The 26743-nt window shown below is 63.4% G+C and carries 29 protein-coding genes; 21 read left to right on the top strand and 8 right to left on the bottom strand.

Features of this window, described 5'->3' with window-relative positions; genetic code table 11:
* Positions 1 to 109: 109 nt before the first annotated feature.
* The 16 genes from ACGKZZ_RS08740 to ACGKZZ_RS08665 all read left to right on the top strand — a co-directional run bounded on the left by ACGKZZ_RS08740 (position 110) and on the right by ACGKZZ_RS08665 (position 13482).
* On the top strand, positions 110 to 1294 hold the full coding sequence (locus tag ACGKZZ_RS08740; RefSeq protein ID WP_411223144.1) for a DNA-packaging protein: 1185 nt from the start codon (positions 110 to 112) through the stop codon (positions 1292 to 1294).
* 70 nt (positions 1295 to 1364) lie between these two features.
* On the top strand, positions 1365 to 2537 hold the full coding sequence (locus ACGKZZ_RS08735; RefSeq protein ID WP_411223143.1) for a phage portal protein: 1173 nt from the start codon (positions 1365 to 1367) through the stop codon (positions 2535 to 2537).
* Positions 2530 to 2757 carry a hypothetical protein gene (locus ACGKZZ_RS08730; protein WP_411223142.1) on the top strand — a complete coding sequence of 76 codons (228 nt, stop codon included), beginning with the start codon at positions 2530 to 2532 and terminating at the stop codon, positions 2755 to 2757. Before ACGKZZ_RS08735 ends, ACGKZZ_RS08730 begins: the two co-directional genes overlap by 8 nt.
* An 11-nt stretch (positions 2758 to 2768) precedes the next feature.
* On the top strand, positions 2769 to 3305 hold the full coding sequence (locus ACGKZZ_RS08725) for an HK97 family phage prohead protease (protein ID WP_411223141.1): 537 nt from the start codon (positions 2769 to 2771) through the stop codon (positions 3303 to 3305).
* Positions 3306 to 3332: 27 nt separating this feature from the next.
* Entirely contained in the window at positions 3333 to 4511 is a 1179-nt protein-coding gene (locus tag ACGKZZ_RS08720; protein WP_411223140.1) for a phage major capsid protein, read from the top strand.
* A 153-nt stretch (positions 4512 to 4664) separates the two neighbouring features.
* Complete coding sequence (locus ACGKZZ_RS08715) at positions 4665 to 5258, top strand: head-tail connector protein (RefSeq protein WP_411223139.1); 594 nt, start codon at positions 4665 to 4667, stop codon at positions 5256 to 5258.
* Positions 5255 to 5590 (top strand): head-tail adaptor protein, encoded by a 336-nt coding sequence (locus tag ACGKZZ_RS08710; RefSeq protein WP_411223138.1) that lies wholly within the window; start codon positions 5255 to 5257, stop codon positions 5588 to 5590. Before ACGKZZ_RS08715 ends, ACGKZZ_RS08710 begins: the two co-directional genes overlap by 4 nt.
* Complete coding sequence (locus ACGKZZ_RS08705; RefSeq protein WP_411223137.1) at positions 5587 to 5997, top strand: DUF3168 domain-containing protein; 411 nt, start codon at positions 5587 to 5589, stop codon at positions 5995 to 5997. The genes ACGKZZ_RS08710 and ACGKZZ_RS08705 overlap by 4 nt, the downstream gene beginning before the upstream one ends.
* Positions 5998 to 6032: 35 nt before the next feature.
* Positions 6033 to 6449, top strand: coding sequence for a phage major tail protein, TP901-1 family (locus ACGKZZ_RS08700; protein WP_411223135.1), 417 nt, complete (start codon positions 6033 to 6035; stop codon positions 6447 to 6449).
* Between the two features lie 3 nt (positions 6450 to 6452).
* Positions 6453 to 6773: a gene transfer agent family protein gene (locus ACGKZZ_RS08695; protein WP_411223134.1), complete on the top strand. Its 321-nt coding sequence runs from the start codon at positions 6453 to 6455 to the stop codon at positions 6771 to 6773.
* Positions 6770 to 6970: a rcc01693 family protein gene (locus tag ACGKZZ_RS08690; RefSeq protein WP_411223133.1), complete on the top strand. Its 201-nt coding sequence runs from the start codon at positions 6770 to 6772 to the stop codon at positions 6968 to 6970. The genes ACGKZZ_RS08695 and ACGKZZ_RS08690 overlap by 4 nt, the downstream gene beginning before the upstream one ends.
* Positions 6967 to 7617, top strand: coding sequence for a phage tail tape measure protein (locus ACGKZZ_RS08685; RefSeq protein WP_411223132.1), 651 nt, complete (start codon positions 6967 to 6969; stop codon positions 7615 to 7617). The genes ACGKZZ_RS08690 and ACGKZZ_RS08685 overlap by 4 nt, the downstream gene beginning before the upstream one ends.
* A 12-nt stretch (positions 7618 to 7629) precedes the next feature.
* A complete protein-coding gene (locus ACGKZZ_RS08680) occupies positions 7630 to 8250 on the top strand; it encodes a TIGR02217 family protein (RefSeq protein WP_411223130.1) in 621 nt (206 codons plus the stop codon).
* Positions 8247 to 9134: a DUF2163 domain-containing protein gene (locus ACGKZZ_RS08675; RefSeq protein ID WP_411223129.1), complete on the top strand. Its 888-nt coding sequence runs from the start codon at positions 8247 to 8249 to the stop codon at positions 9132 to 9134. Before ACGKZZ_RS08680 ends, ACGKZZ_RS08675 begins: the two co-directional genes overlap by 4 nt.
* The gene (locus ACGKZZ_RS08670; RefSeq protein WP_411223128.1) at positions 9131 to 9580 is read left to right on the top strand and encodes a peptidase; all 450 of its coding nucleotides are present in this window, start codon (positions 9131 to 9133) and stop codon (positions 9578 to 9580) included. Before ACGKZZ_RS08675 ends, ACGKZZ_RS08670 begins: the two co-directional genes overlap by 4 nt.
* Positions 9580 to 13482 (top strand): glycoside hydrolase/phage tail family protein, encoded by a 3903-nt coding sequence (locus tag ACGKZZ_RS08665; RefSeq protein WP_411223127.1) that lies wholly within the window; start codon positions 9580 to 9582, stop codon positions 13480 to 13482. The genes ACGKZZ_RS08670 and ACGKZZ_RS08665 overlap by 1 nt, the downstream gene beginning before the upstream one ends.
* Positions 13483 to 13756: 274 nt before the next feature.
* Here the strand turns inward: ACGKZZ_RS08665 and ACGKZZ_RS08660 are convergent, their stop codons facing one another.
* Positions 13757 to 14095 carry a TraR/DksA family transcriptional regulator gene (locus tag ACGKZZ_RS08660; RefSeq protein WP_411223125.1) on the bottom strand — a complete coding sequence of 113 codons (339 nt, stop codon included), beginning with the start codon at positions 14093 to 14095 and terminating at the stop codon, positions 13757 to 13759.
* A gap of 76 nt (positions 14096 to 14171) precedes the next feature.
* Here ACGKZZ_RS08660 and cysE point away from each other — a divergent pair, with 76 nt between their 5' ends.
* On the top strand, positions 14172 to 14981 hold the full coding sequence (cysE, locus tag ACGKZZ_RS08655; RefSeq protein WP_411223124.1) for a serine O-acetyltransferase: 810 nt from the start codon (positions 14172 to 14174) through the stop codon (positions 14979 to 14981).
* Positions 14982 to 15047: 66 nt separating this feature from the next.
* Here the strand turns inward: cysE and ACGKZZ_RS08650 are convergent, their stop codons facing one another.
* From ACGKZZ_RS08650 to pdhA, 4 genes are all read right to left on the bottom strand, one after another.
* The gene (locus tag ACGKZZ_RS08650) at positions 15048 to 16364 is read right to left on the bottom strand and encodes a pyruvate dehydrogenase complex dihydrolipoamide acetyltransferase (protein WP_411223122.1); all 1317 of its coding nucleotides are present in this window, start codon (positions 16362 to 16364) and stop codon (positions 15048 to 15050) included.
* A gap of 87 nt (positions 16365 to 16451) precedes the next feature.
* Positions 16452 to 17834: a pyruvate dehydrogenase complex E1 component subunit beta gene (locus ACGKZZ_RS08645; RefSeq protein WP_411223121.1), complete on the bottom strand. Its 1383-nt coding sequence runs from the start codon at positions 17832 to 17834 to the stop codon at positions 16452 to 16454.
* A 1-nt stretch (position 17835) separates the two neighbouring features.
* Complete coding sequence (locus ACGKZZ_RS08640; protein WP_411223120.1) at positions 17836 to 18387, bottom strand: hypothetical protein; 552 nt, start codon at positions 18385 to 18387, stop codon at positions 17836 to 17838.
* Positions 18384 to 19397, bottom strand: a complete 1014-nt coding sequence (gene pdhA / locus ACGKZZ_RS08635) for a pyruvate dehydrogenase (acetyl-transferring) E1 component subunit alpha (protein WP_411223119.1) — start codon at positions 19395 to 19397, stop codon at positions 18384 to 18386. Before pdhA ends, ACGKZZ_RS08640 begins: the two co-directional genes overlap by 4 nt.
* Positions 19398 to 19674: 277 nt before the next feature.
* On the opposite strand from pdhA, the gene ACGKZZ_RS08630 reads away from it, so the two are divergent.
* Positions 19675 to 21423 (top strand): hypothetical protein, encoded by a 1749-nt coding sequence (locus ACGKZZ_RS08630; RefSeq protein WP_411223117.1) that lies wholly within the window; start codon positions 19675 to 19677, stop codon positions 21421 to 21423.
* Between the two features lie 42 nt (positions 21424 to 21465).
* Here the strand turns inward: ACGKZZ_RS08630 and ACGKZZ_RS08625 are convergent, their stop codons facing one another.
* Both ACGKZZ_RS08625 and ACGKZZ_RS08620 read right to left on the bottom strand, forming a co-directional pair.
* Positions 21466 to 21768 carry an FtsB family cell division protein gene (locus tag ACGKZZ_RS08625; RefSeq protein WP_411223115.1) on the bottom strand — a complete coding sequence of 101 codons (303 nt, stop codon included), beginning with the start codon at positions 21766 to 21768 and terminating at the stop codon, positions 21466 to 21468.
* A 150-nt stretch (positions 21769 to 21918) separates the two neighbouring features.
* The gene (locus ACGKZZ_RS08620) at positions 21919 to 23094 is read right to left on the bottom strand and encodes a phosphoglycerate kinase (RefSeq protein WP_411223165.1); all 1176 of its coding nucleotides are present in this window, start codon (positions 23092 to 23094) and stop codon (positions 21919 to 21921) included.
* Positions 23095 to 23220: 126 nt separating this feature from the next.
* Between ACGKZZ_RS08620 and ACGKZZ_RS08615 the strand changes: the two genes are divergently transcribed.
* Both ACGKZZ_RS08615 and ACGKZZ_RS08610 read left to right on the top strand, forming a co-directional pair.
* The gene (locus ACGKZZ_RS08615) at positions 23221 to 23727 is read left to right on the top strand and encodes a peptidylprolyl isomerase (protein WP_411223114.1); all 507 of its coding nucleotides are present in this window, start codon (positions 23221 to 23223) and stop codon (positions 23725 to 23727) included.
* Positions 23720 to 24268: a peptidylprolyl isomerase gene (locus ACGKZZ_RS08610; protein ID WP_411223112.1), complete on the top strand. Its 549-nt coding sequence runs from the start codon at positions 23720 to 23722 to the stop codon at positions 24266 to 24268. The genes ACGKZZ_RS08615 and ACGKZZ_RS08610 overlap by 8 nt, the downstream gene beginning before the upstream one ends.
* Positions 24269 to 24304: 36 nt before the next feature.
* Here the strand turns inward: ACGKZZ_RS08610 and tyrS are convergent, their stop codons facing one another.
* Positions 24305 to 25555, bottom strand: coding sequence for a tyrosine--tRNA ligase (tyrS, locus tag ACGKZZ_RS08605; RefSeq protein ID WP_411223111.1), 1251 nt, complete (start codon positions 25553 to 25555; stop codon positions 24305 to 24307).
* Between the two features lie 54 nt (positions 25556 to 25609).
* Here tyrS and ACGKZZ_RS08600 point away from each other — a divergent pair, with 54 nt between their 5' ends.
* Positions 25610 to 26707, top strand: coding sequence for an anhydro-N-acetylmuramic acid kinase (locus ACGKZZ_RS08600; RefSeq protein ID WP_411223110.1), 1098 nt, complete (start codon positions 25610 to 25612; stop codon positions 26705 to 26707).
* The last annotated feature ends 36 nt before the right edge of the window (positions 26708 to 26743 follow it).

Below are 26743 nucleotides of genomic sequence, written 5' to 3'. Positions count from 1 at the left end.
GCTATGTGAGGGCTACGCAGCGCCGGGCCTGCTCAGCACAAAGGGGTCAATATTGGACGCCGATAGGGGGTCAAAGTTCAATGCCGATTGACAGGACTGGCGCGCATGGGTGATCCTTGGTGGGCGCGGCGCGGGGAAAACCCGCGCCGGTGCCGAATGGGTGCGCTCCATGGTGGAAGGGGCGCGACCCCTGGACGGGGGGCGGGCGCGGCGTGTGGCGCTGGTGGGCGAAACGCTGGACCAGGTGCGCGAGGTGATGATCTTCGGCGATAGCGGGATCATGGCCTGTTCGCCCCCCGACCGGCGGCCCGAGTGGCTCGCGACGCGGCGGATGTTGCGTTGGCCCAACGGGGCGGAGGCGGTGGCCTGTTCGGCGCATGATCCGGAGTCGTTGCGCGGGCCGCAATTCGATGCGGCCTGGGTGGATGAATTGGCCAAGTGGAAGCGGGCGCAGGAGGCGTGGGACATGTTGCAGTTCACGTTGCGGCTGGGGCCGGACCCTCGGGTTTGCGTGACGACGACGCCGCGGAATGTAAGCGTGTTGAAGGATTTGCTGGCGGCGCCTTCGACGGTGGTGACACGGGCGCCGACGGAGGCGAACCGGGCCTATCTGGCGGCGTCGTTCCTGGACGAAGTGCGGGCGCGCTATGCGGGCACGCGGCTGGGGCGACAGGAGTTGGATGGCGATCTGCTGGAGGAGGTGGAGGGCGCGTTTTGGACGTTTGCCGGGTTGGAGCAGGCGCGCTGTGAGGCAGTGCCGGAGTTCGACCGGATCGTGGTGGCGGTGGATCCGCCGGCGGGATCGACCAAGCGGTCGGATGCTTGCGGGATCGTGGTGGCCGGTGTGGTGACGGACGGGCCGCCGCAGGACTGGCGGGCGGTGGTGCTGGAGGATGCGACGGTGCAGGGCGTGTCGCCGCTGGTCTGGGCGCGCCGCGCGATCACGGCGATGGAGCGCTGGGGCGCGCAGGCGCTGGTGGCGGAGGTCAATCAGGGGGGCGACATGGTGGAAACCGTGCTGCGGCAGGTCGATCCGATGGTGCCGGTGATCCGGGTGCATGCGTCTAAATCGAAAAGTGCGCGGGCGGAGCCTGTGGCGGCTTTGTACGAGCAGGAGCGGGTGACGCATTTCGGCGTGTTCGACGCGTTGGAGGACGAGATGTGCCGCATGGCGCGGACGGGATTTCAGGGCGCGGGATCGCCCGACCGGCTGGATGCGCTGGTCTGGGCGTTGACGGATCTGGTGATCTCGCGCGCGGCGGAGTGGCGGCGGCCGAGGGTGCGCACGCTGTAGTTTACGGTCGTTAACCTTTGTCAGTCAGATTGGTTTCATCGGACGGCAGAGCGGCAGGAGAGCAGGGAATATGGGGTGGAATGTGTTTGGACGGAACCGCGCAGAGGCGGCTCCGGCAGAGGCCAAGGCGAGTGCCGTCGGGCCGGTGGTGGCGTGGCAGAACATGGGGCGGGTGGCCTGGTCGGCGCGCGATACGGCCAGTCTGACGCGGTCGGGGTTTGTCGGCAATCCGGTGGGGTTCCGGGCGGTCAAGCTGATCGCGGAAGCGGGCGCTGCGGTGCCGCTGGTGTTGCAGGATGCGGAGCGGCGCTATGAGGTGCATCCGGTGCTGGATCTCTTGCGCCGTCCGAACCCGGCGCAGGGGCAGGCAGAGCTGTTCGAGGCGTTTTATGGCCAGTTGATGCTGTCGGGGGACGGGTATCTTGAGGCGGTGGGTGACGGCGTTCCGGGGGAGTTGCATGTGCTGCGCTCGGACCGGATGAAGCTGGTTCCGGGGCCGGATGGCTGGCCGGTGGCTTACGAGTATGGCGTGGGCGGCAAGGCGCATCGGTTCGAGATGGGCGAGGGCGCGGCGCCGATCTGTCATGTGAAGGCGTTTCATCCGCAGGACGATCATTACGGGCTGAGCCCGATAGTGGCGGCGGCGCAGGCTTTGGATGTGCATAACGCGGCCTCGCGCTGGTCGAAGGGATTGCTGGACAATGCGGCGCGGCCTTCGGGGGCGATTGTCTATCGCGGGACGGATGGTGTCTCGGGGATGGGGAATGACCAGTACGAGCGGCTGGTCGAGGAGATCGAGAGCCACCATATGGGCGCGCGCAATGCGGGGCGGCCGATGCTGCTGGAAGGCGGGCTTGACTGGAAACCGATGGGGTTTTCGCCCTCGGACATGGAGTTCCAGAAGACCAAGGAAGCGGCGGCGCGGGAGATTGCTGTGGCGTTCGGGGTGCCTCCGATGCTGCTGGGGATTCCCGGCGAGGCGACGTTTGCGAATTACGCGGAGGCGCATCGAGCGTTTTACCGGCTGACGGTGTTGCCGCTGGTGTCGCGGGTTTCGGCGGCGGTGTCGGTGTGGCTGTCGGGGCATGTGGGCGAGGAGTTGGTGTTGAAGCCGGATCTGGACCAGGTGCCTGCGCTGGCGGCGGAGCGGGATGCGCAATGGGCGCGGGTGTCGGGGGCGGAGTTCCTGACGAACGCAGAGAAGCGGGCGCTGTTGGGCCTGCCGGTGCTGGCGGATGGCTGAGCCGCGCGGGGGTTATGAGCCCTTCGATTGCGCACCGGCGCTGCGGCTGGAGGCGCATGAGAGGGTGACGTCGTTGCGGTTCGAGGGGATTTCGGAGCGGCTGGACCGGATCGAAGGGCTGATTGAACGGCTGGAGCGGCGGATGTGGCTGGCGGTCTACGGGGTCGCGGCGGCGGTGATGGCGGATGTGTTTCTGGGGCTGTTGAAGGCCACGGGCTAGGGGGAATGGCGATGGATTTGGAACGGAAGTTTTGCGGCTTCGAGGCGGTGACGGTGGCCGAGGGCTGCGTTATCGAAGGCTATGCCTCGCGCTTTGGCCAGTGCGATCAGGGCAATGACGTGGTGGCTGTGGGGGCTTATGCGGCGTCTTTGAAGCGGCTGGCGGATGAGGGGCGCATGGTGCGGATGCTGTGGCAGCATGATCCGGCGCAACCGATCGGCGTCTGGGATGAGGTGCGGGAGGATGGGACCGGTTTGTTTGTGAAGGGCCGAATTCTGGACAGCGTGGAGCGGGGCCGCGAGGCGGCGGCGCTGATTGCGGCGGGGGCGATTGACGGGTTGTCGATCGGTTATCGCACGAAATCGGCGGTGAAGGACAAGCAGGGCCGCAGGGTTCTGACGGAACTGGAGCTTTGGGAGGTGTCGCTGGTGACCTTTCCGATGCTGCCCAGTGCGCGGGTGGCGGCGAAGGGCGATGTGCCCGACGCGGGCCTGCGGGAGGTGGCGCGCATGATCGAGGAAGCGCGCCGGGGTTTGGCGCAGGGTTAAGCGCCCAAATTTACGGGGAAAATCGGGATGAGTGAGACCGGGACAGAGTCGCGGAGCGGGGAAGATGTGTTTGCTTTCACCCAGGTGGGGCAGGCGCTGGCGGGGCTGGTAGGCGATGTGCAGCGCCAGCGAGACGAGTTCAACAGAAAGTTTCAGGAGCAGGAAGAACGTATGACCAAGATGGATCGAAAGAGCGTATCGGGGCGTCCGGTGCTGGCGGGCGGTGTGAAGGCGGAGGACGTGCACACGCGTGCCTTTGACGCCTATATCCGCAGCGGCGACGAGGATGCGCTGCGTGGGCTGGAGATGGATGTGAAATCCATGTCCACGGTGGTGAATGGCGATGGCGGGTTTCTGATTGATCCGGTCACGTCGGAGACGATTCAGGGTGTGTTGAGCAGTTCCGCGTCGATCCGGGCGATTGCGTCTGTCGTGAATGTCGAGGCGTCGAGCTATGACGTGCTGGTCGATCAGGGCGATGCCGGGGCCGGTTGGGCGGACGAGATCGGGGCGCGTAGCGAGACCGGCACGCCAACGATTGATCGTATTTCGATCAAGCTGCACGAGCTGAGCGCGATGCCGAAGGCGTCGCAGCGACTGCTGGATGACACCGCGTTTGACATCGAGACCTGGCTGGCGGGGCGCATTGCGGACACGTTTTCGCGCGCCGAGGCGGGTGCGTTTATCACCGGCGACGGCAACGACAAACCGCGCGGGATTCTGAACCACGGCGCGGTGGACAATGATGTCTGGACCTGGGGCAACCTTGGTTACATCCCGACCGGTGTGGACGGCGATATCGGCAACGGCGATGCGCTGATCGAGCTGGTCTATGCGCTGGGGGCGGAATACCGCGCCAATGCAACGTTCGTGATGAACTCCAAGACGGCAGGTGCGCTGCGCAAGCTCAAGGATGGTGATGGTCGTCATCTGTGGTCGGACGGGTTCGCGAGCGGCGAGCCTGCGCGTCTGCTGGGCTATCCGGTGCTGGTGGCCGAGGACATGCCGGATATCGGCACAGGCGCAGATGCGATTGCCTTTGGCGATTTCCGTGCGGGCTACACCATTGCCGAGCGGCCTGACCTGCGCGTGCTGCGCGATCCATTTAGCGCCAAGCCGCATGTGCTGTTCTACGCAACCAAGCGTGTGGGCGGCGATGTGAGCGATTTCGCGGCGATCAAGCTGCTGCGCTTTGCCACTGCCTAAGCAGTGAGTGCGGACATGGGGAGGGCGGCTTGCCGTTTTCCTCATGGGGCGCGCGCCGAAAGGCCGGCGTTGTCTAGCCGCTCCCCTCCGTCCGAGCAACGGCGGTGGCGCGCGTCCGACCAGATCGCGGGACAGGTTTGCGGAGAATTTGAGATGTATTTGATGGAAGAGAGCCAGATACCGGACGCGGCCCTGCCCGTGGCGCGGCTGCGCGAGCATCTGCGGCTGGGCAGCGGGTTTGCCGAGGACGGCTTGCAGGACGATCTGCTGGGCGGGTTCCTGCGGGCGGCGATGGCGGCGGTCGAGGCGCGGACGGGCAAGGCACTGATCGCGCGGGATTTCGTGCTGACGCTGCATCGCTGGCGCGATGTGACGGGGCAGGTGCTGCCGATTGCGCCGGTGCGGGCGGTGACGCAGGTGACGCTGGTGGATGCGTTTGGCGGGGCGACGGTCGTGGCGGGTGATCGCTACGGGCTGGGCGGCGATGGGGATGCGCCGAGGCTGGTGCCGATGGGGGCGTGTCTGTCGTTTATTCCCGAGCATGGGTCGGTGGAAGTGCGGTTTGAAGCGGGCATGGCGGTGGCGTTCGGAGATTTGCCTGCCGATCTGGCGCAGGCGGTGATGCTGCTGGCGGCGCATTACTATGAGTATCGCGACGAAACCGCCTTGGGACAGGGCTGCATGCCGTTCGGTGTCAGCAGCCTGATCGCGCGGTATCGGCCGATGCGGCTGGGGTTCGGCACATGAGCGTGCGGTTGACGTCGAAGCTGGTGCTGGAGCGGCTCGAAGCGGTGCCGGACGGTGCCGGTGGGATGCATGAGAACTGGGTGCCCTTGGGCGTTTTCTGGGGCGAGGTTAAGCCGCGTTCGGGACGGGAAACGGCAGGCGAGGCCGGGCAGGTGTCGGTTGCGGGGTTTCGGATCGTCGTGCGGGGGCAGCCTCAGGGCCATTCGGCACGGCCCTTGCCGGAGCAGCGGTTTCGGGATGGTGCGCGGGTGTTCCGGATCAACTCGGTGACGGAGGCGGACCCGGGCGGGCGGCATCTGCTGTGCTTTTGCGACGAGGAGGTGGCGACATGAGCTATGCGGTGGCGGCGGCGTTGCAGGCCGGGGTTTACCGGGAATTGGCGGCGGATGCGGGCCTTTCGGTGCTGGTGGGCAACCGGATCTATGACGCGGTGCCCAAGGGGCGGTTGCCGGATCTCTATGTCGCGCTGGGACCGGAGAAGGCAGTGGATGCGAGCGACAAGACTGGGCGCGGGGCGTGGCATGAATTTGCGGTGTCGGTGATCTCGGACGATGCGGGGTTCCAGGGGGCCAAGGAGGTCTCGGCGGCGATCTGTGATGCGCTGATCGATGCGGAGATGGTGCTGGAGCGCGGGCGATTGGTGGCGCTGAATTTCAAGCGGGCAGTGGCAAGTCGGGAGAAAGCCGGGCGGCGGCGGATCGATCTGATCTTTCGCGCGCGGGTGGAGGATGACGCCTGAGGGCGTCGGGGATTTCTGGAAAAGGAGTTTGGGCGATGGGTGCTCAGAACGGCAAGGACCTTTTGATCAAGGTGGACATGGATGGCAGCGGTTCGTTCGAGACGCTGGCGGGGTTGCGGGCGACGCGGGTGAGTTTCAACGCGGAAGCGGTGGATGTGACCTCTCTGGAGAGCGAGGGCGGCTGGCGCGAGTTGCTGGCGGGCGCGGGGGTGCGCAGCGTGGCGATTTCGGGTGCGGGGGTGTTCAAGGATGCTGGCACCGATGCGCGGGCGCGGCAGATCTTCTTTGACAGCCAGGTGCCGGCGTTCCGGGTGATCGTGCCGGATTTTGGCGTGATCGAGGCACCGTTTCAGGTGACGGGGCTGGAATATGCGGGCTCGCATAATGGCGAGGCGACGTATGAGTTGTCGCTGGCGTCGGCGGGCGCGGTCACGTTCACGTCGGCGGCGTAGGTCATGGCGAATCCCTGGCGAGGAGAGGTGACGCTGGTGATCGACGGAGCGCCACATGTGTTGCGCCTCACGCTGGGGGCGCTGGCGGAGTTGGAGTCGGGGCTGGGCGCGGGCTCGCTGGTCGATCTGGTGGCGCGGTTCGAGGGCGGGGCGTGTTCGAGCCGGGATGTGCTGGGGCTGGTCGTGGCGGGCTTGCGGGGCGGCGGCTGGCGCGGATCGGCGGCGGATCTGCTGGCCGCCGAGATCGAGGGCGGGCCGCTGGGGGCGGCACGGGTGGCGGCGGAGCTGTTGGCGCGGGCGTTTACGCCGGTGGGCGAGGCGTGAGTCGGTTCGACTGGCCTGCGCTGATGCGGGCGGGGATGCGCGGGCTGGGGTTGCGGCCTGCGGAGTTCTGGGCGCTGACGCCGGCGGAGTTGCAACTTTTGCTCGGGCGCGGTGATGGGGCCGCGCCGTTGCGGCGGGACGGATTGGAGGCGCTGATGGCGGCGTATCCGGATGCGATGGAAAGGGACGGGGCATGATCGAGATCGAGGCATTGGACGGGTTCGAGGCGCAGGTGGGCGCGTTGGAAGAGGCGCTGGTTGGCGCGACCGGGATGGCGGGCGGCTTTCAGTCGGAAATGGCCAAGGTGCGCGAGTCTCTGGCCGAGACAGGCAGGGGTGCGGCGAAGCTTGAGGGCGCGTTGGGGCGAGGGTTAAGCCGGGCGATCAACGGGGTGGTGTTTGACGGGATGAAGCTCTCGGACGCCTTGGGCGGAATCGCGCAGTTGATGATCGGAGCGTCTTATCGTGCAGCAGTTGCTCCGGTGAAGGAGCAGCTGAGCGGGATGGTGATGCAGGGGATCGGCAACCTGCTGCCCTTCGCGGATGGAGGGAGTTTTGCGCAGGGCCGGGTGATGCCATTTGCCGATGGCGGCGTGGTGAGCGGGCCGACGACGTTTCCGATGCGGGGTGGCATGGGGCTGATGGGCGAGGCGGGGCCGGAGGCGATCATGCCGTTGGCGCGCGGTGCCGACGGCAAGCTCGGCGTGCGCGCGGGAGGCGGCGGGCGGCCCGTCAGCGTGGTGATGAATATCAGCACACCGGATGTGCAGGGGTTCCGGCGCTCGCAAAGCCAGATCGCGGCGCAGATGGGGCGGGTGCTGGGTTCGGGCCAGCGCAACCTTTGAGGAGGGACGGACATGCAGTTTCACGAGGTGAGGTTTCCGGTGGCGTTGAGTTTCGGCTCGATCGGTGGGCCGGAGCGGCGGACGGATGTGGTGACTCTGGCGAGCGGGTTCGAGGAGCGCAACACGCCCTGGGCGCATTCGCGCAGGCGATATGATGCGGGGATCGGGTTGCGCTCGATGGACGACATCGACGCGCTGATCGCGTTCTTCGAAGCGCGGCGGGGGCAGATGTTCGGGTTTCGCTGGAAGGATTGGTCGGATTTCCGGTCGTGCAAGCCATCGGGCGCGGTTGCGGCAACGGATCAGGTGATCGGCGAGGGTGACGGGACGCTGCAGGTGTTTCAGTTGGTGAAGCGCTATGCGTCGGGTGAAGCGGTTTATCTCCGGCCTGTGATCAAGCCGGTTGCCGGGTCAGTTCTCGTGGCTGTCGATGGCGAAGAGGTGCCGGTGGAGGTCGATGTGGAGACGGGGCTGGTGACGTTGGAAGCGACTCCGGCGGTGGGGGCCCTAGTGACGGCAGGGTTCGAGTTCGACGTGCCGGTGCGGTTTGACACGGACCGTATTCACACCAGCGCGGCGACGTTCCAGGCGGGCGAGGTGCCGGATGTGCCGGTGATCGAGGTGCGGGTATGAGCGGTGCAGAGGCTCTGGCCGAGCATCTGGGCGGCGGATGCAGTACTGTTGCGCGGTGCTGGGAGGTCCAGCGCAAGGACGGGACGCGGTTCGGCTTTACCGATCACGATCTGGATCTGGAATTCGACGGTCTGGTGTTTCGCGCCGAGACCGGTATGAGCGCGGCGGCGTTGCAACAGGGAACTGGTCTTGCGGTGGACAATTCCGAAGCGGTTGGCGCGTTGAGCGACGGGGCTGTGACCGAGGCAGACATCGCGGCCGGACGGTTCGACGGCGCTCGGGTTACGGCGTGGTTGGTCAACTGGAGCGATGTCACGGCGCGCAAGGTGCTGTTTCGCGGCTCGTTGGGCGAGATCACGCGGAGCGGTGGTGCTTTTTCCGCCGAGCTTCGCGGCTTGACGGAATGGCTCAACAGGCCGGTGGGGCGCGTGTTTCAGGCGCCGTGTTCGGCGGTGTTGGGCGGCACGGGTTGCGGTGTGGATCTGAGCCGCGCGGGAATGTGGGGCGAAGGTGTCATCAGTGAGGTTCGAGACACGGGTGCGATCGTGCTGGAACTGGAGGCGGAATTCGAGCCCGACTGGTTTCAGCGCGGACGCCTGAATGTGCTTGACGGAGAGGCGCACGGGCTGTGGGGAGCGATCAAGCGCGACACGTCGTTGAACGCGACTGCGCGGCTGATTGAGCTCTGGGAGCCGCTGCGCGCGAGGCTGGGTGTTGGCGACAGGGCGAAGTTGATCGTGGGGTGCGACAAGCGGTTCGAGACCTGTCGCGCGAAATTCGACAATCTGGTGAATTTTCAGGGTTTTCCGGACATTCCACAGGAAGAATGGGTGATGATCCATCCCACCATGGCGCGATCCCTCGGCGGGGGAAGCCTGCGATGACGGGCACGGACATCGTGGACTTGGCGCGGGGATGGATTGGCACGCCGTATGTGCACCAGGCGAGTATGCGCGGCGCTGGGGCGGATTGCCTGGGGTTGTTGCGCGGGCTGTGGCGGGAGCGCTTTGGCTGCGAGCCTGGGCCGGTGCCAGCCTATAGCGCGGATTGGTCCGAGACTGCCTGCGAAGAGCGTTTGTGGCAGGCGCTGACTGCGCGGCTGCCGGTCAAGGACATTTACGATGAGGCGGCGGGCGACGTGCTGTTATTCCGGATGCGCGACGGCGCGGTGGCCAAGCATCTGGGCCTACAGGCGCAGGTCGGAGCGCGGGCCAGTTTCGTACACGCCTATAGCGGGCATGGCGTTCTGGAGACATCGCTCAGCCGACCGTGGCAGCGACGTATCGTGGCGCGCTTTGCGTTTCCGCATCAACGAGAGAGGCAAGACTGATGGCGACACTGGTATTATCTGCAGCGGGCGCGGCGTTGGGCGGAAGCGTCGGTGGGTCCGTTCTCGGGCTGTCCATGACAGCTGTCGGGCGATTTGCGGGCGCCACGTTGGGGCGGGCGATCGACCAGCGCATTCTGGGCGGCGGCGGGCAGACCATCGAGACCGGGCGGCTCGACCGTCTGCGGCTGAGCACTGCCGGAGAGGGCCAGCCCATTGCGCAGGTTTACGGGCGGATGCGGGTCGGTGGGCACATCATCTGGGCGACGCAATTCAAAGAGACCGTGTCGAAATCCGGCGGCGGCAAGGGGCTGAGCAAACAGCCGACGATCAAGGAATACAGCTATTCCGTGAGCCTTGCCGTCTCGCTATGCGAAGGCGAGATCACATCGGTGAACAGGGTCTGGGCGGATGGGGCCGAAGTGTCGGTCTTCGATCTGAATATGGTGGTTCATCCCGGCTCTCGCGATCAGATGCCGGACTCCACGATGGAGGCGGTCGAGGGGATCGGCGCGGTGCCGGCCTATCGCGGGACGGCCTATGTCGTGTTTGAGGATCTGGACCTGGAGCGGTTCGGCAACCGGGTGCCTCAGTTCAGTTTCGAGGTGACGCGACCGGTGCAGGATGCGCCGGAGGACGTGCCGTTCGCGGTGCGCGGTGTGGCGATGATCCCCGGAACGGGGGAGTATTCGCTGGCCACGGAGCTTGTGGCGCTGAACGCGGGGCCGGGGCAGTCGAAGGTTGTGAACGTCAACAGCCCGTCTGACCGGCCCGATTTCACCACGTCGCTTAAACATCTGGTGGAGGAGGTGCCCGATTGCAGCGCGGCGTCGCTGGTGGTGAGCTGGTTTGGCAGCGATCTGCGCTGTGGGTCGTGCGAGATCAGGCCGAAGGTGGAGCAGACGACGCTCGATAGCGAGGCAATGCCGTGGTTTGTGGGCGGGCTGGCGCGCGCCGAGGCTGGTGTCGTTCCGCGCGAGGAGGGACGCCCCGTTTATGGCGGAACGCCCTGCGATCGTTCCGTTTTGCAGTCGATTGCGGAGATGCAGGCCAAGGGGCTGGATGTTCTTTACTATCCATTCATCCTGATGGAGCAGATGCCGGGCAATGGCTTGCCCGATCCGTGGACGGGCGGCGATGAACAGCCGAAACTGCCCTGGCGCGGGCGGATTACGGCGAGTGTGGCACCGGGGCAGGCGGGCGATATCAGCGGCACGCAGGCGGTGGATGATGAGGTTGCGGCGTTTTTCGGGACGGCCTCGGCGGGGGATTTCGCGGTCGAGGATGGGCAGATCGTCTATTCGGGGCCGCAGGAGTGGGGCTACCGGCGGTTCATCCTTCATCAGGCACATCTGTGCGCGCTGGCGGGGGGCGTCGCGGGGTTTTGCATCGGTTCGGAGATGCGCAGCCTGACGCAGTTGCGCGGGGCGTCGGGGTTTCCGGCGGTGGCGGCACTGATCGCGCTGGCAGCGGAGTGCCGGGCCATTCTGGGGCCGGATGTGAAGATCGGCTATGCGGCGGATTGGTCGGAATATTTCGGCTATCAGCCGCAGGACGGATCGGGGGATGTGTATTTCCATCTCGACCCGCTCTGGGCGGATGCAAATATCGATTTCATCGGCATCGACAATTACATGAGCCTGTCGGACTGGCGCGATGGCGAGGGCCATGCGGATGCGGATTGGGGTTCAATCTACAACCTCGATTACCTGCGTGCCAACGTGGCGGGCGGCGAGGGGTATGATTGGTATTACCCGTCCGAAGCGGCGCGGGATGCGCAGGAGCGCGCGCCGATCAGCGACGGCGCGCATGGGGAGCCGTGGGTCTACCGCTACAAGGACATCGGCAACTGGTGGGGCCAGCCGCATCACGAGCGCATCGGCGGTGTGCGGCAGGAAATTCCGACCGAATGGGTGCCCGGATCAAAGCCGATCTGGTTCACCGAGATCGGCTGCGCGGCGGTGGACAAGGCGACGAACCAGCCGAACAAGTTTCTCGATCCGAAAAGTTCGGAAAGCACATTGCCGCGTTATTCCAATGGCTTGCGAGATGAGTTGATTCAGCGGCAGTACCTGCGCGCGGTGATCGGGTATTGGAGCGATCCGGAGAACAATCCCGTGTCGGATCTTTATGGCGGTCCGATGATCGACATGGGGCGGGTCTTTGTCTGGGCCTGGGATGCGCGGCCTTATCCGTGGTTTCCCAACGCGCAGGACGTGTGGTCGGACGGGCCGAATTACCGGCGCGGGCATTGGCTGAACGGGCGCGTATCAGGGCGCACACTTGCGTCTGTCGTGGCGGAAATTTGCGAACGGGCCGGACTGATCGAGTATGATGTAAGCGCGTTGTTCGGCTTTGTGCGCGGATATCTCGTGCCGGATGTGGCCGATGCGCGCCGCGCCTTGCAGCCGTTGATGATTGCGTTCGGGTTTGATGCGATCGAGCGGGATGGCGCTTTGGTGTTTCGCAATCGCGATGGCGCCAGAGCCGTCACGCTCGATGCTGATCAACTTGCGTTGCACAACGATATTGGCACCGAGAGCGTCGAGACGCGCAGTTCGGAGGCAGAAATGTCGGGGCGCGTGCGCCTGAATTTTGTCGAAGCGGATGGAGATTATCGCAATATCGCCGAGGAGTCGGTGCTGCCGGACGAGGAAACCCATGCCGTTGCCGAAAGCGAGGTTCCGATCCTGCTGTCGCGCTCGGAGGGGCGGCAATCGGTTGAGCGGTGGTTGAGCGAGGCGCGCGTGTCGCGCGATACGCTGCGGTTTGCGCTGCCTTTGTCGCAACAGCAACTCGGAGCGGGTGATGTGGTGCGTGTGCCGGTCAAGATCGGCATGATGACGGCGCGCATCGACCGGGTCGAGCAGACGACCCACCAGTTGATCGACGCGGTGCGCATCGAACCGGACGTCTACCGGCCTGCTGCGTATCCTGACGATCCGGTACCATCGGTGCCATTTGTGCCGACCGGCCCGGTCCTGCCGCTTTTTCTGGATTTGCCACTGATGAACGGGGATGAGGTGGCCCATGCTCCGCATCTGGCAGTGACGGCCGATCCGTGGCCGGGCGACGTCGCGGTGTTCGATTCAGCGCAGGATGACGGCTATGCGTTGAACACATTGGTTCCGGTGGCTTCGACCGTTGGGGTCACAACGACGCCGGTGGCGCGGGGGCAGGCCGGTGTTCTGGACCACGGCGCAGGATTCGAGGTGACTTTGACCACGGGAGCGTTGGAATCGGTGAGCCATTCAGCGTTTTTGAGCGGTGCGAACCTCGCAGCAATCGGGACAGGCGCGCCCGACAGTTGGGAGGTCATCCAGTTCCAAACCGCGACATTGACCGCGCCGCGAACATGGCGGCTGACCGGGTTGTTGCGCGGGCAATTGGGCACGGACGCGCTTGCGCCCGATCTCCTGGAGGCCGGTGCGTGGTTTGTGTTGCTGGACGGCACGCCGCGCCAGATCGGTCTGCCGAGCGGCCTGCGTCATCAATTGCGACATTTCCGGATCGGACCGGCACGCAAGCCTTTCGATCACGCATCCTACAGGCATCTCGAATATGCGTTCGCGGGCAACGGGTTGCGACCCTACAGTCCGGTGCATCTGGAGGCCCGTGTCAGTGAGGGCGATTTGAACCTGTCATGGGTCAGGCGCGCGCGTCTGGAAGCAGACGGGTGGGAACTGCCCGATATCCCGCTTGGGGAAGAGCGGGAATCCTATCTTGTGCGGGTCTTCGGATCGGCGGGACTCTTGCGGGAGGCGGAGGTGGATCAGTCTGCATGGGTTTACAGTGCGGCGATGCAGGCCATCGACGGCTTCACAGGGCAGGGCGAAATCACCGTCGCGCAGGTGTCGGCGCGGTTCGGGCCGGGGCCGGTGGCGCGTGTCGTGGTCGCCGCGTGAGGCCGGTGATCTACAATGATGTGCTGGCGGCGGTGTCATATGCCGCCAGCCATGAACCCCGCGAGCGGTCGCAGGCCGTCGAGCGCTTGTTTAGCGAGGCGGATGCCGCGGAGCGTTTCCGGCGTGATCATGGTGCGTCGCATCCGGAGTTCGGCGATGGCAGCCTGATGACAGCGGCGTTGGCGCACAGCCGCAATGGCGGCACGGGTTTCGCTTCGCCAGACGCAGTTTCTGCGTGGATATGTGTGTTGACCGCGTTGCAACATCGGCTTGTTCAGCCGAAGGCACACTCAATGCAGCGGGTCGCGGTTGGATCGAGCTCCAGCCGTTTGTGCGCAATCTCCTCGCCGCAATCTTCGCATTCTCCGAATGTGCCATGATTCAAGCGGTCCAAGGCTGCGTGAAGTGCGGTGCGCAACCGGTCCCGACGCGATTGGCTGGCTTTTGCCATCGACTGGTTGAGCAATGCATCCTGCCGGGACAGCCGTCCGACCGACTGTTGGTCGAGTGACACAACCGATTGCGCGCCGCGCCCTAACGTGTCTTCGGCGGCGAGGTCTTCAAGCCGCGCCAAAATGTCCGCGCGGAATCTTGCGCGTTCGGTCTCGTTCATAGACGTGATCCCGTGAGCTTTGCATTTTCCCCATCGACCCTATCTGTTATACACTTCGGGTCAAAGGAGACATGGAATGGCTGAAACCCGCGCAAAGCTCGCATCTGTCGACCCGGTTTGGGGGCGAATCGTGAAAGAGGCGGAGGAAGCCGTCGCGAACGAGCCGTTGTTGGGCGGCATGATTCATTATTCTGTGCTTCATCATCCAAGCCTTGATCGCGCCCTGAGCTACCGGATTTCGCTCAAGCTGGCCAACGGAGAGATGACCGAGCAAATTCTGCGCGAGATTTGCGACGAGGCGTTTGCGTCAGACCCCGAGCTTGCCATGGCCGCGCGCGCTGATATCGCTGCGGTGTACGAGCGTGATCCAGCCTGTCTCAGGTTTTTGCAACCGTTGCTCTTTTTCAAGGGATTTCAGGCCATTCAATGCTACCGCGTTGGCAACTGGCTGTGGCGGCAAGGACGACGTGATCTGGCCTATTTCGTGCAAATGCGCTGTTCCGAGACGTTCGGCGTGGACATCCATCCCGCGGCGAAGATCGGTCAGGGGATCATGATCGACCACGCTCATTCCATCGTGATTGGCGAGACCGCCGTTGTTGGTGACAATGTCTCCATGCTTCATTCCGTAACGCTCGGCGGGACCGGCAAGGAAGAGGAAGACCGTCATCCCAAGATCGGTGACGGCGTGCTGATCGGGGCGGGGGCCAAGGTGCTTGGCAATATCCGTGTCGGCAATTGCTCGCGCGTCGCGGCAGGGTCTGTCGTGCTTGAGGACGTGCCGCCGTGCAAGACCGTTGCAGGCGTGCCGGCGCGGATCGTCGGCGAGGCGGGGTGCGATCAGCCCTCCATCAGCATGGATCAGATCTTGCGCTCCGGCGCATAAGGCGGACAGGGTTGGGGGGCGCCGCGCGCGACTCCCCCGACGTGTTTCGACAGAGAAGACGCCGGGTTAGGCCAACATGGCCATCGGGTTTTCCAGATTTTCGACAATGACTTGCAGCAATTCCGCTCCGAGCGCGCCGTCGATGACGCGGTGATCCACCGAGAGCGTCATCGACATCATCGTCGCAATCGCGACAGCGCCGTCGTCGTTGACCACAGGTTTCTTGATTCCTGCGCCAACAGCCAGGATCGCGCCGTGCGGCGGATTGATCACCGCGTCGAAATTCTCGATTCCGAACATGCCGAGGTTGGAGATCGCGAAGCTGCCGCCCTGATATTCGTGCGGTGCCAGCTTGCGTTCGCGTGCGCGCGCCGCGAGGTCTTTCATCTCGCCCGACAGCGCCGAGAGTGATTTCTGGTGTGCATCCTTGAGCACCGGGGTGAACAGCCCGCCCTCGATGGCGACTGCGACCGCTACGTCGGAGGGCTCCAGTTGCAGAATGCGATCGCCAGCCCAGACCGCGTTGGCGGCAGGAACCTGTTGCAGCGCCAGAGCGCAGGCTTTGATCAGAAAGTCGTTGACGCTGAGCTTTACGTCACGAGAGGCGAGTTGGGTGTTGATCTGCGCGCGGAACGAAAGAAGCGCGTCAAGATTGACCGATCGGCGCAGATAGAAATGCGGGATGGTCTGCTTGGCCTCGGTCAGCCGCGCGGCGATGGTTTTGCGCATGCCGTCGAGAGGAACCTCTGTGTAAGTGCGGCCCTCGTACATACGCGCGATGGCGGATGCATCGACAGGTTGCGCCTTGGGAGCGGCAGGGGCGGCCGGGGACATCGCAGGGGCGGCGGTGGGTGCCTTGTCTTGCGGGACGGCGTTTTCAACGTCCGCCTTGACGATCCGTCCGCGCGGGCCGGAGCCGGCAATCTGGCTCAGGTCGAGACCTTTGTCCTTGGCAATCCGGCGCGCAAGGGGAGAGGCAAAGATGCGATCCTTCGGCGCTTCAGGTGGCGTCTGCGGCGGAGCGCCACGCCCGTAGCCTTTGGTGGGGGCCGTGGCCTCGGACGCCTCTGCCGGAGCGACATGGGACGAGTCCGGAGCAGCGGGCGCAGGGGCGGCGCTATCGATATCCTCCGCCGTTTCACCCTCTTCGAGCAGGACCGCGATCGGATCGTTGACCTTCACGCCTTCGGTGCCTTCGGCAATCAGGATCTTGCCGATCACACCGTCATCCACGGCCTCGAATTCCATTGTCGCCTTGTCGGTTTCGATCTCGGCCAGAATGTCGCCCGATGACACGCTGTCACCCTCTTTGACCAGCCATTTGGCCAAAGTGCCGTCTTCCATCGTCGGGCTGAGGGCGGGCATGAGGATGTTGATGGGCATGTCAGGTCTCTCGGATCGGGAAGATGAGAACTTCGGGCGCGTGCGGATTGCGTCCGGCATCGCGCTGTTTGGACGTTGCGAACCTCGTCATTTGTAGCACACCTGCTTTGCCGCCTCGACCACTTCGTCGGTCGTGACCAGAGCCAGTTTCTCGAGGTTGGCCGCGTATGGCATGGGCACGTCCTTGCCCGTCAGGTTCAGAACCGGCGCGTCAAGATAATCGAATGCACGTTGCATGATGATGGCCGACAGGTGATTGCCGATGGCGCCGACCGGCCAGCCTTCCTCGACGGTGATGCAGCGGTTGGTTTTCTGGACGCTGGCAATCACCGTGTCATAGTCGATCGGGCGCAGGGTGCGCAGGTCGATGACTTCCGCGTCGATGCCGTCTTTCGCAAGCATTTCAGCGGCTTGTAGCGCATATGTCATGCCGATTCCAAAGCTGACGATGGTAACATCCGCGCCTTCGCGCCAGATGCGAGCACGCCCGAACGGAACGGTGTAATCGTCGCCTTCGGGCACCTCGAACGTCTTGCCATAGAGGATCTCGTTTTCCAGAAAGATCACCGGATTGGGATCGCGGATCGCGGTTTTCAACAGCCCCTTGGCGTCGGAGGCCGAGTAGGGCATCACCACCTTCAAACCCGGAACGTGGCTGTACCACGCGGCGTAATCCTGGGAATGCTGCGCCGCGACACGCGCCGCTGCGCCGTTGGGGCCGCGAAATACCATCGGCGCGCCCATTTGGCCGCCCGACATGTAGAGCGTCTTTGCCGCGGAATTGACGATCTGGTCCATCGCCTGCATGGCGAAGTTGAACGTCATGAACTCGACAATAGGGCGCAAGCCGCCAAAGGCCGCGCCCACCGCGATGCCGGTGAAGCCATGCTCAGTGATCGGCGTGTCGATCACCCGGCGCGCGCCGAACTCGTCCAGCAGGCCTTGGCTGATCTTGTAGGCCCCCTGATATTCGCCGACTTCCTCACCCATGAGGAACACGTCCTCATCGCGGCGCATCTCTTCGGCCATGGCGTCGCGCAGGGCTTCGCGGACGGTCATTTCGCGGGTCTTGGTGCCGTCGGGCCAGGGTGCTTCTGCACGCGCGATGGCCGGGGCAGGGTCGGGGTGATCCATGCCCGCCGCCTTCTGGTCTTCGGAGCTTTGTGCCTTGTCCGCAGGGGCAGGTTGCTGGGCCGGGCCGGTGACGTCCGCATCCTCGACGCTCTCGCCCTCATCCACGAGGATCGCGATCGGCGTGTTGACGCGCACCGCCTCTGACCCCTCGGCGACCAGCAGTTTGCCGATGATCCCTTCGTCCACCGCCTCGAACTCCATCGTCGCCTTGTCGGTTTCGATCTCGGCCATGATGTCACCCGCCGAAACGGTGTCGCCTTCCTTGACCAGCCATTTGGCCAGCGTGCCTTCTTCCATGGTGGGTGAGAGGGCGGGCATGAGAACTTCGGTCGCCATATCAGCTATCCTCTCTGCAGGTTTCGGCCAATTGACTCATTGCGACGAAAATATCGTTTAGGGGCGCTGGTTTGCCTTTTCGATGTTCTGGGTAGATCGTCATTTTCAGTGTCGAGTATTCGCGCCGGAGCATGCAGCCAGTATCTTCGCATCGCATATTATACATAGCTGCCAGCTTTTCTCGCGCCTTTGGAGATACGTTGCTGTATGTCGACACATCGATGACTCTAAACCCACTGCGCATTGGCATGATTATATCACCCTGAAAGTAATCAAGCATCGCATGCGATACCTGCACGTGGCCTGCATTGACGGTTTGCACCGATGCAAAATCAAAACCAAAATTTTCGTCGCGGCCGAATGTTATATAAGCCAGCTCGCAACCTGTGACTTTTAAATCCACGTCAGGAACAAAGTAATGGACATCTTCACCCGCGTCACTTTGAGGGATGAGCCGTTCGAGCACGTCTGCCGGAGTTTCGGCGTATGCCGCGGTACCAATAACTAGGGCAGATGTAACTGCGGCTATCGCAGCGCAGCGCATTCTGCTCATACCGCCTCCTCTGCGTAGATGTCTGTCCAAAGCTCGTCGAGCGAAGGTTCCGGGCTTTCGCGGGCGAAATCGGCGCTGGCGTTGACGATGGACTTGATCTCCTTGTCGATGGCCTTGAGATCGTCTTCGGTCGCGTGTTTGCCGGTGAGCAGCATCTCGCGGACATGTTCGATGGCGTCGCGTTCCTCGCGCATCTTCTGCACCTCTTCGCGGGTGCGGTACTTGGCGGGGTCCGACATGGAATGGCCGCGATAGCGGTAGGTTTTCACTTCGAGGATATAGGGCCCCTTGCCGGAGCGGCAGTGTGCCACGGCCTTGTCGCCCGCCGCCTTGACTGCCAGCACATCCATGCCGTCCACCGCTTCGCCGAGGATGCCGAAGGCTTCTCCGCGGGTGTGCAGATCGGGCGTCGAGGTGGAGCGTTTTTGTGCCGTGCCCATGGCGTACTGGTTGTTTTCGATGACAAAAATCACCGGAAGCTGCCAAAGCGCGGCCATGTTGAAGGTCTCGTAAACCTGTCCCTGGTTGGCCGCGCCGTCGCCGAAATAGGTGAACGTCACCCGGTCGGTGCCCCTGTATTTGTCTGCAAAGGCCAATCCTGCCCCGATGGGCACCTGCGCGCCGACGATGCCGTGGCCGCCGTAGAAATCCTTCTCCTTGGAGAACATGTGCATGGAGCCACCCTTGCCCTTGGAATAGCCGCCCTCGCGCCCGGTGAGTTCGGCCATGACGCCGTTCGGGTCCATGCCACAGGCCAGCATGTGCCCGTGATCGCGGTAAGAGGTGATGCGCTTGTCGCCCTCTTCGGCCGCAGCCTCGAGCCCGACGACGACCGCTTCCTGACCGATGTATAGGTGACAGAAGCCGCCGATCAGCCCCATGCCGTATAATTGTCCGGCCTTTTCCTCGAACCGGCGGATCAACAGCATGTCGCGGTAATAGGCGGTTAACTCGTCCGCCGATACGTTTGGCAAATCCGTCGCCTTGGCCGTTGTCTTGCGTGCCGCCATACGCGCCTCCTGTGATAAATGGTTTAATATTCAACCATTTTTACAAGCCTACGACCTTCGCTCGGCCCATTGCAAGGGGCTGGTTAACCGCACGGCCTGATTCTGCCTTGCCGGAGGTCGCGTTCGAATTAAGGCAGAACAATGGCACTCTGGCGCATGGAACTGTCCATCACAGGAGGACAATGTGGCTCAATTTGGGCAGGATTCACGTATTTGTAAGACATCGTGGCATAAATGAGGAGAGATTAAGGCTGCTGCTCATTCGGGAACCACATTCATGCCAGAGATTGCCGCGTTTGGATTCATGGGATCGGAAGCCTCGCAAGGGCTTTTCGGCGCAAACGTGCTCGCCACGCGCTCCTCTCTCGAACAGGGGGGCGACTACGATCGCCTGATCGAAGAATTGGGGGTTGGGTCGTTCCGCTATCCCGGCGGCTCTTTGACCGAACGCTATTTCGACATCACCAATCCCAACGCCACCAGCGTCACCGACCGCGATACTGGCGAGGTGCGGGATTTCATCCCGCTGGACGAGGCATTGTCTTATGCCGGACAGGAAGGGCTGGCCGTCACCATCGTGATCCCGACGCGCAACCTGTTATCCGACATGGCGGACGAAAACGGCGACCGGTTCGCCACCATCGACGAGGACGCGTTGCGCGGTTTCGTGCGCGACGTGGTCACCGGCGTGCATGGCGAGGCCGAGATCGACGCGTTTGAACTGGGCAACGAATACTGGGGCAGCGGCCAGATGACGTCGATCGAATACGGTCGGCTGGCATCGGAAATGGCACTGATCGTCGATGACGAATTGAGCGTGCATGACTCCGACGCCGATATCATCGTTCAATCGGGCACCAACTTCAATTTCGCGCGCCTCTCGGGACAGTACGATGAGGATATGGCAGGCGCGGATATTCTGGCCGACCTCAACGACAGCTATGGCCTGGATTTGGGCGAGGAGAGCCTGTTCGGCTCGGGTGCGGTCAACTGGACCCATGTGGCAAACGAGATGATCCTGTCGGAATTCGACACCGAGGCAGAGCAGGGCAGCGTCGATCAGGTCGCCGTGCATGTCTATTCACGCGGGCAGGTCACCGAGAGCCAGCGCAGCTTCATGCTGAACACCACGGACGAGACCTGGGGGCAGGACATTCCCGACGCGCGCATCGCGGTGACAGAATGGAACACGGCCGGCAATACGAATTCGCTGGATCGCAGCACCGATTACGGACTGCATCAATCGCACGAGATGCTCAACGTGATGGAGGAATTTCTGCGCTACGACGTGGAAAAAGCGCATGTCTGGCCGCTGGTGCAGAATACGCCCAATGCGTTGAGCGTTGATGACGGGCAGGCCGACCTGACGCCGGGCGGTGCGATGTTCGCAATGATGCAGGACGCGCTGCCGGGCAAGACCGCGATTGATCTGACGCCCGAACCCGGTGCCGATACCGAGGTCGAAGACGACGGTGTTTCGGTGCACGGGTTTTGGGAGCCTGATGAGCTCTTGTTCTACGTCGCGGCAACCGGAGAACAGGGTGCCGATACCAGCGTCGATTTCTCGGGCCTGGCAAGCGATGCCGGTCGTGTCGAAATCTCGGTTCTGGGTGTGGCCGAGGGTGATGCGATTGGCGACACGCGTTCGGACGCGGTGGTCGACATGCTGGATCCGGCAGAGGTCATGGATGGCACGATGCTGTCGGTGCAAATGACGCAAGGCGAAATCATGCAGGTGCGGATGTTCGGATTCACGCCGTCCCGCGATTTTCAAGACGTCATTTCCCAAGAGGCACCCGACGCCTTGCCGGACCCGATGATCGACCCGTTTACCGATGACGGCGCAGCAGAGGACACCGAGCTGCAATTCCCGACGGTGCCATTCACCCCGTCCGACGATGAGTTTCTGGCCGCAGAGCAGGCGGACGCCTATGAGGAAGAGGATGAGGGGGACGACGATCTCGCCGGTCTGGGCGACCTGATGGCGGCGATTCCGTTTCTGGGGCTGCTGGCGCTTTTCATGTAGGTCAGCACGCAGAACGATCGGAAAACACCGCCGGCGTTATCGTCAGCGCACAACGATCTCGTTCGCGCGCACCATGCCCAACATGTCGCGCGTGCGCTCGTCGAGAAGATCGAGATCCAAATAGGTATCCGACAAACGCCGTGTCAGGTTTTCCATCCGCGCAACTTCGCGCTGGAGCTCTGCCAGCTCGGCTGTCAGCTGGCGCGTTTCGACGACAATCTCGGCCCGCCGGAAGACGCCGTAATCGCCCTGAACGGCGGCGAACAGAAAATAGGCGCCGACGCAAAATGCGCCTGCGAAAAACATCAGGCCACCAAGGGCCGGGCGGGTGCGGGTGTGTGTCATGTCATGCCTCGAACCGCACCTCTTGCCGGGTGCGTGCGATCACAGTGGCACAAGCGCTTCGGCGTTGGAAATCCCTTGCCGCCGGTTTTTCCCGACTTGCGCAAATCCGCCCCCGACTGTGGCTTTCAGGGCGCGCCCGGCTGGCAAGGATCAGCCCAAAGCGGCGACGCCCGGCAGGGTTTTGCCTTCCATCCATTCCAGGAACGCCCCGCCTGCGGTCGAGATATAGGTGAAGCTCTCGGCGGCATCGGCCTTGTTCAGCGCCGCAACCGTATCGCCCCCACCGGCGACCGACACCAGCTTGCCCGACCGGCTGAGCCCAGCCGCATAGGCCGCGGCGGCATTGGTGGCGGCATCGAATGGCGGAATTTCGAACGCCCCCAACGGTCCGTTCCAGATCAGCGTTTTCGCGCGGTCAAAGGCTTGAGTGATATGCGCGACGCTGTCGGGGCCGGCATCCAGGATCATCGCATCGTCAGGACAATCCTCCACCTTGACGGTCTCCGCGTCGGCCCCCGCCTTGAACTCGCGCGCCACCACGACGTCTCGCGGCAGCAGCAATTCGCAGCCCGTGGTCATGGCTTTCTCGGCAATCTCACGTGCGGTTTCGGCCAGATCGTGTTCGCAAAGCGATTTGCCCACCGATATGCCTTGCGCGGCCAGAAACGTATTGGCCATGCCGCCGCCGATCACCAGAATGTCGACCTTTTCCACCAGGTTCGACAGCAGATCGAGTTTGGTTGACACTTTTGCGCCCCCCACAACCGCGACGACGGGGCGCTTCGGATCTCCCAATGCCGCTTCCAGCGCGCGCAGTTCGGCTGCCATCAGCCGACCGGCACAGGACGGCAAAAGCTCGGCCACGCCGGTGGTCGAGGCATGTGCACGGTGTGCAGCCGAGAAGGCGTCATTGCAGAACACGTCCACCAGCGAGGCCAGGAATTGTGCCATTTCCGGATCGTTCGCTTCCTCCATCGGGCTGAACCGGGTGTTCTCGATCAAGACAACCGCGTCGCCCGGCAAGGCGTCGATCTCTTCGCGTGACGGGCGTTCCATGAACACCACGTCGCGTCCAAGCGCAGTTTCCAGCGCCGGAAGGACAAGGCGCAAACTCATCTCGGGGTTCGGTTTGCCCTTGGGGCGGCCAAAATGCGCCAGCAGGATCGGCGATCCGCCCTTGGCCAGGATGTCGGTGATCGTCGGCACGATGCGCTGGATGCGGGTGTCATCGGTGACTTGGCCATCCTCGAACGGCACGTTGATGTCGACCCGCGTGAGCACGCGTTTGCCGTCCAGATCCATATCGTCGAGCGTTTTCCAGGCCATCATGTCCTCCAGGTTGACTTGCACAAGTGATGGCGGCGCGCGCGGCAATGGTCAATGCGGTCCTTGGCAATCGGCCAAGCGCGGCTTAAGTCTTGAGCCAAGAATTCTAAAGCAAAGGAGTGCGGCATGGCCGAGATCAAAGACCCCGAGAACACCATTCTGATGGAGCTGAAAGGCGGCACCGTGACGATCGAGTTGCTGCCCGATGTGGCCCCGAAACACGCCGAGCGGATGAAGGAACTGGCGCGCGCGGGTGCCTATGACAACGTGGCCTTTCACCGGGTGATCGACGGGTTCATGGCGCAGACCGGCGACGTGGAGCATGGCGATATGGAGGACAATTTCAACATCCGCCGCGCGGGCACAGGCGGCTCCGATCTGCCGGATTTGCCGGCCGAGTTTTCCAAACTGCCGCATGATCGCGGGACCCTGGGCGCAGCGCGATCGCAAAACCCGAACTCTGCCAACTCGCAGTTCTTCATCAATTTCACCGACAACAATTTCCTCAATGGCCAATACACAGTCTATGGCCGTGTGGTGTCCGGCATGGAGCATGTCGACGCGCTGACACGCGGCGAGCCGCCCGCGAACCCGGACCGGATGATTTCGGTCAAGGTGGCTGCCGATGCGTAAACTGGCAATCGTCTTGAGTGTCCTGGCGTCTCCGGCGCTGGCAACAGGTTTGCAGATCGAGGTGTCCGGCGAGGCCAATGGCACCGTCACCATCGATCTGTTCGAAGATGTGGCACCGGCTCATGTGGAACGCATCACCACGCTGGCCAAGGACGGCGCCTATGACGGCGTGGTGTTCCACCGCGTGATTGACGGCTTCATGGCGCAAACCGGCGATGTGGAGTTCGGCAAGCTCGACGGCGGTGACATGGCGATGGCCGGACGCGGTGCATCCGACTTGCCGGATCTGCCGGCGGAATTCTCCGATCTGGCGTTTGATCGCGGCGTCATCGGCATGGCGCGGTCGCAAAACCCCGATTCGGGGAATTCCCAGTTCTTCATCATGTTTGACGAGGGCTATTTCCTCAACGGCCAATACACCGTTGTCGGCGAAGTCACCGATGGCATGGATGTGGTCGATGCGATCAAACGCGGCACTGGCCAGAACGGTGCGGTGATCGGCCAGCCGGACGTGATGTCATCGGTCAGCGTGACCGACTGAAATCAGGCGCGGCCTTTCCCGGGCCGCGCCGTTTTTTCAGCCCAGTTTGACCAGCGCGTGGCGCTTCTTGCCGGCGCTGAGCTTGATCGGGCGCGACAGAGCGTCGGCGTCGATCATCAATCCGGCATCCGTAAGAGGCGCATCATCCATTCGCGCGCCGTTTTCGGCGATCAGGCGCTTGGCCTCCTTGCCGGATTTCGCCAACCCCGCTCGCACGATCAATTGCACCACGGAAATGCCCTCCGCGATTTCAGAGCGCTCCAATGCGACGGTGGGCAGGTCGTCGCCAACGCCGCCCTTCTCGAACACCTCGCGTGCCGTCGCTTCGGCGGCGGCGGCGGCTTCGGCCCCGTGGCAGAGGGTCGTGACCTCATTGGCAAGAATGATCTTGGCGTCATTGATCTCCGATCCGGCCAGCGCGCCGAGCCGGTCGCAGTCCTCGATCGGCAACTCTGTGTAGAGCTTGAGGAACCGGCCCACATCGGCATCGGTGGTGTTGCGCCAGAATTGCCAGAATTCGTAAGGTGACAGCATATCGGCATTGAGCCAGATCGCGCCGCCCGCCGATTTACCCATCTTGCGCCCGTCGCTGGTGGTGAGGAGCGGCGAGGTCAGGCCGTAGATCTCGTGATCCAGCACCCGGCGCGTCAGGTCGATGCCGTTGACGATATTGCCCCATTGATCCGATCCGCCCATCTGCAACAGGCAGCCATAGCGGCGGTTCAGTTCAAGGAAATCATAGGCCTGCAAAATCATGTAGTTGAATTCAAGGAATGACAGAGACTGTTCGCGATCCAGTCGCGATTTCACCGATTCAAACGACAGCATCCGGTTGACGCTGAAATGCCGCCCGATATCGCGCAGGAAATCGAGGTAGTTCAACCCGTCCAGCCACTCGGCATTGTTGAGCATCAGCGCGTCGGTCGGACCGTCGCCATAGGTCAGGTACTTGGCAAAAACCTGCTTCATGCCGTCGATATTCGCGTCGATCTGCTCCGGCGTCAGCAAGGGGCGTTCATCGGCGCGAAAACTCGGGTCGCCCACCTTGGTGGTGCCGCCGCCCATCAGAGTGATCGGCTTATGCCCGGTCTTTTGCAGCCAGCGCAGCATCATGATGTTGAGCAGATGGCCCACATGCAGCGATTTGGCTGTCGCGTCATAGCCGATATAGGTCGGCACGATGCCCTCGCTCAACGCCTCGTCGAGCCCTTGATAATCGGTGCAATCGGCCAAAAAGCCACGTTGCATCATGGTCGCCATGAAGTCCGATTTGGGATGGTAGGTCATCGCATTGCCTCGTTATAGAATGTGCAGGCAGCTATAAGCAGGGCAGGTGAAAAGGTGAAGGGCAAGTTGGGCGCAGAGCCGGTTTGGGCCGTCGGAACGATGTCGGGCACGTCCTTGGACGGTGTCGATGCAGCCTGCGTGCTCACCGACGGGGTGACGATCTCGAAATTCGGCGCATCTGCCTATCGCGCATATTCAGGCGAGGAACAGGCAGTGATCCGCGCTGCCTTGGGAAAGTGGCCGGATGAGGATGTGGCTGCGGCCGCACGCGTCGTTCTGCGTGCCCATATCGAAGCGCTCGGCGGTCTTGACGCAGAGATCGTGGGCTTCCACGGCCAGACCCTTGCGCATGATCCCGATGGCCGCGGCACGCATCAGGCGGGTGATGGCTCTGCACTGGCCGAGGCGCTGGGGCGCACGGTGGTCTGGGATTTCAGATCCTCGGATGTCGAAATGGGCGGCCAGGGCGCACCGCTTGCGCCGTTTTTTCATTGGGCCTGTGCAAAATGGATCCGCGCGACCGCTCCGGTGGCGTTTCTCAATCTGGGTGGCGTCGGCAATCTGACCTGGGTTGACCCGACCTCCGCAAGCCCCGACGCATCCGGCGCGCTGGTGGCGTTCGATACGGGCCCGGCGAATGCGCCGATCAATGACCTGATGATGCAACGGCGCGGTGTTGCGTTTGACAAGGACGGCGCATTGGCCGCCAGGGGGCAGGTGGTGGACGGCGCGCTGGAACTGTTTCTGGACGAGGGCTATTTCCGCAAGATACCACCGAAGTCTCTGGATCGGAACGATTTCTCCCTGATGCTGGATCTTGTACGCGAGTTGAGCGACGAAGACGCCGCGGCGACGATGACAGCGATGGCCGCAGCGGCGGTGATGCAGGGGATGGAGCACTGCCCGACGCCGCCTGTGCGCTTGCTTGTCACCGGCGGCGGGCGGCACAATCAGGTGATGATGGCGATGCTGGCCACCGCCCTCGATTGCGCGGTGGAGCCTGTCGAAGCCGTCGGTCTGGATGGCGACATGCTGGAAGCGCAAGCCTTCGCCTATCTGGCGGTGCGCGTCCTGCGGGGCATGCCAACCTCGGCCCCCGGCACCACGGGCGTGCGCGCACCGGTCGGGGGCGGGCAGGTGTCGAGGGTGTGAGGCCTGCCGATGGTTTGCGCGGTTTGCACATGTCGG

Source organism: Marivita sp. S2033 (assembly GCF_046592965.1).
Classification (GTDB): domain Bacteria; phylum Pseudomonadota; class Alphaproteobacteria; order Rhodobacterales; family Rhodobacteraceae; genus Marivita.
This window is presented reverse-complemented; position numbering and strand designations above follow the sequence as displayed.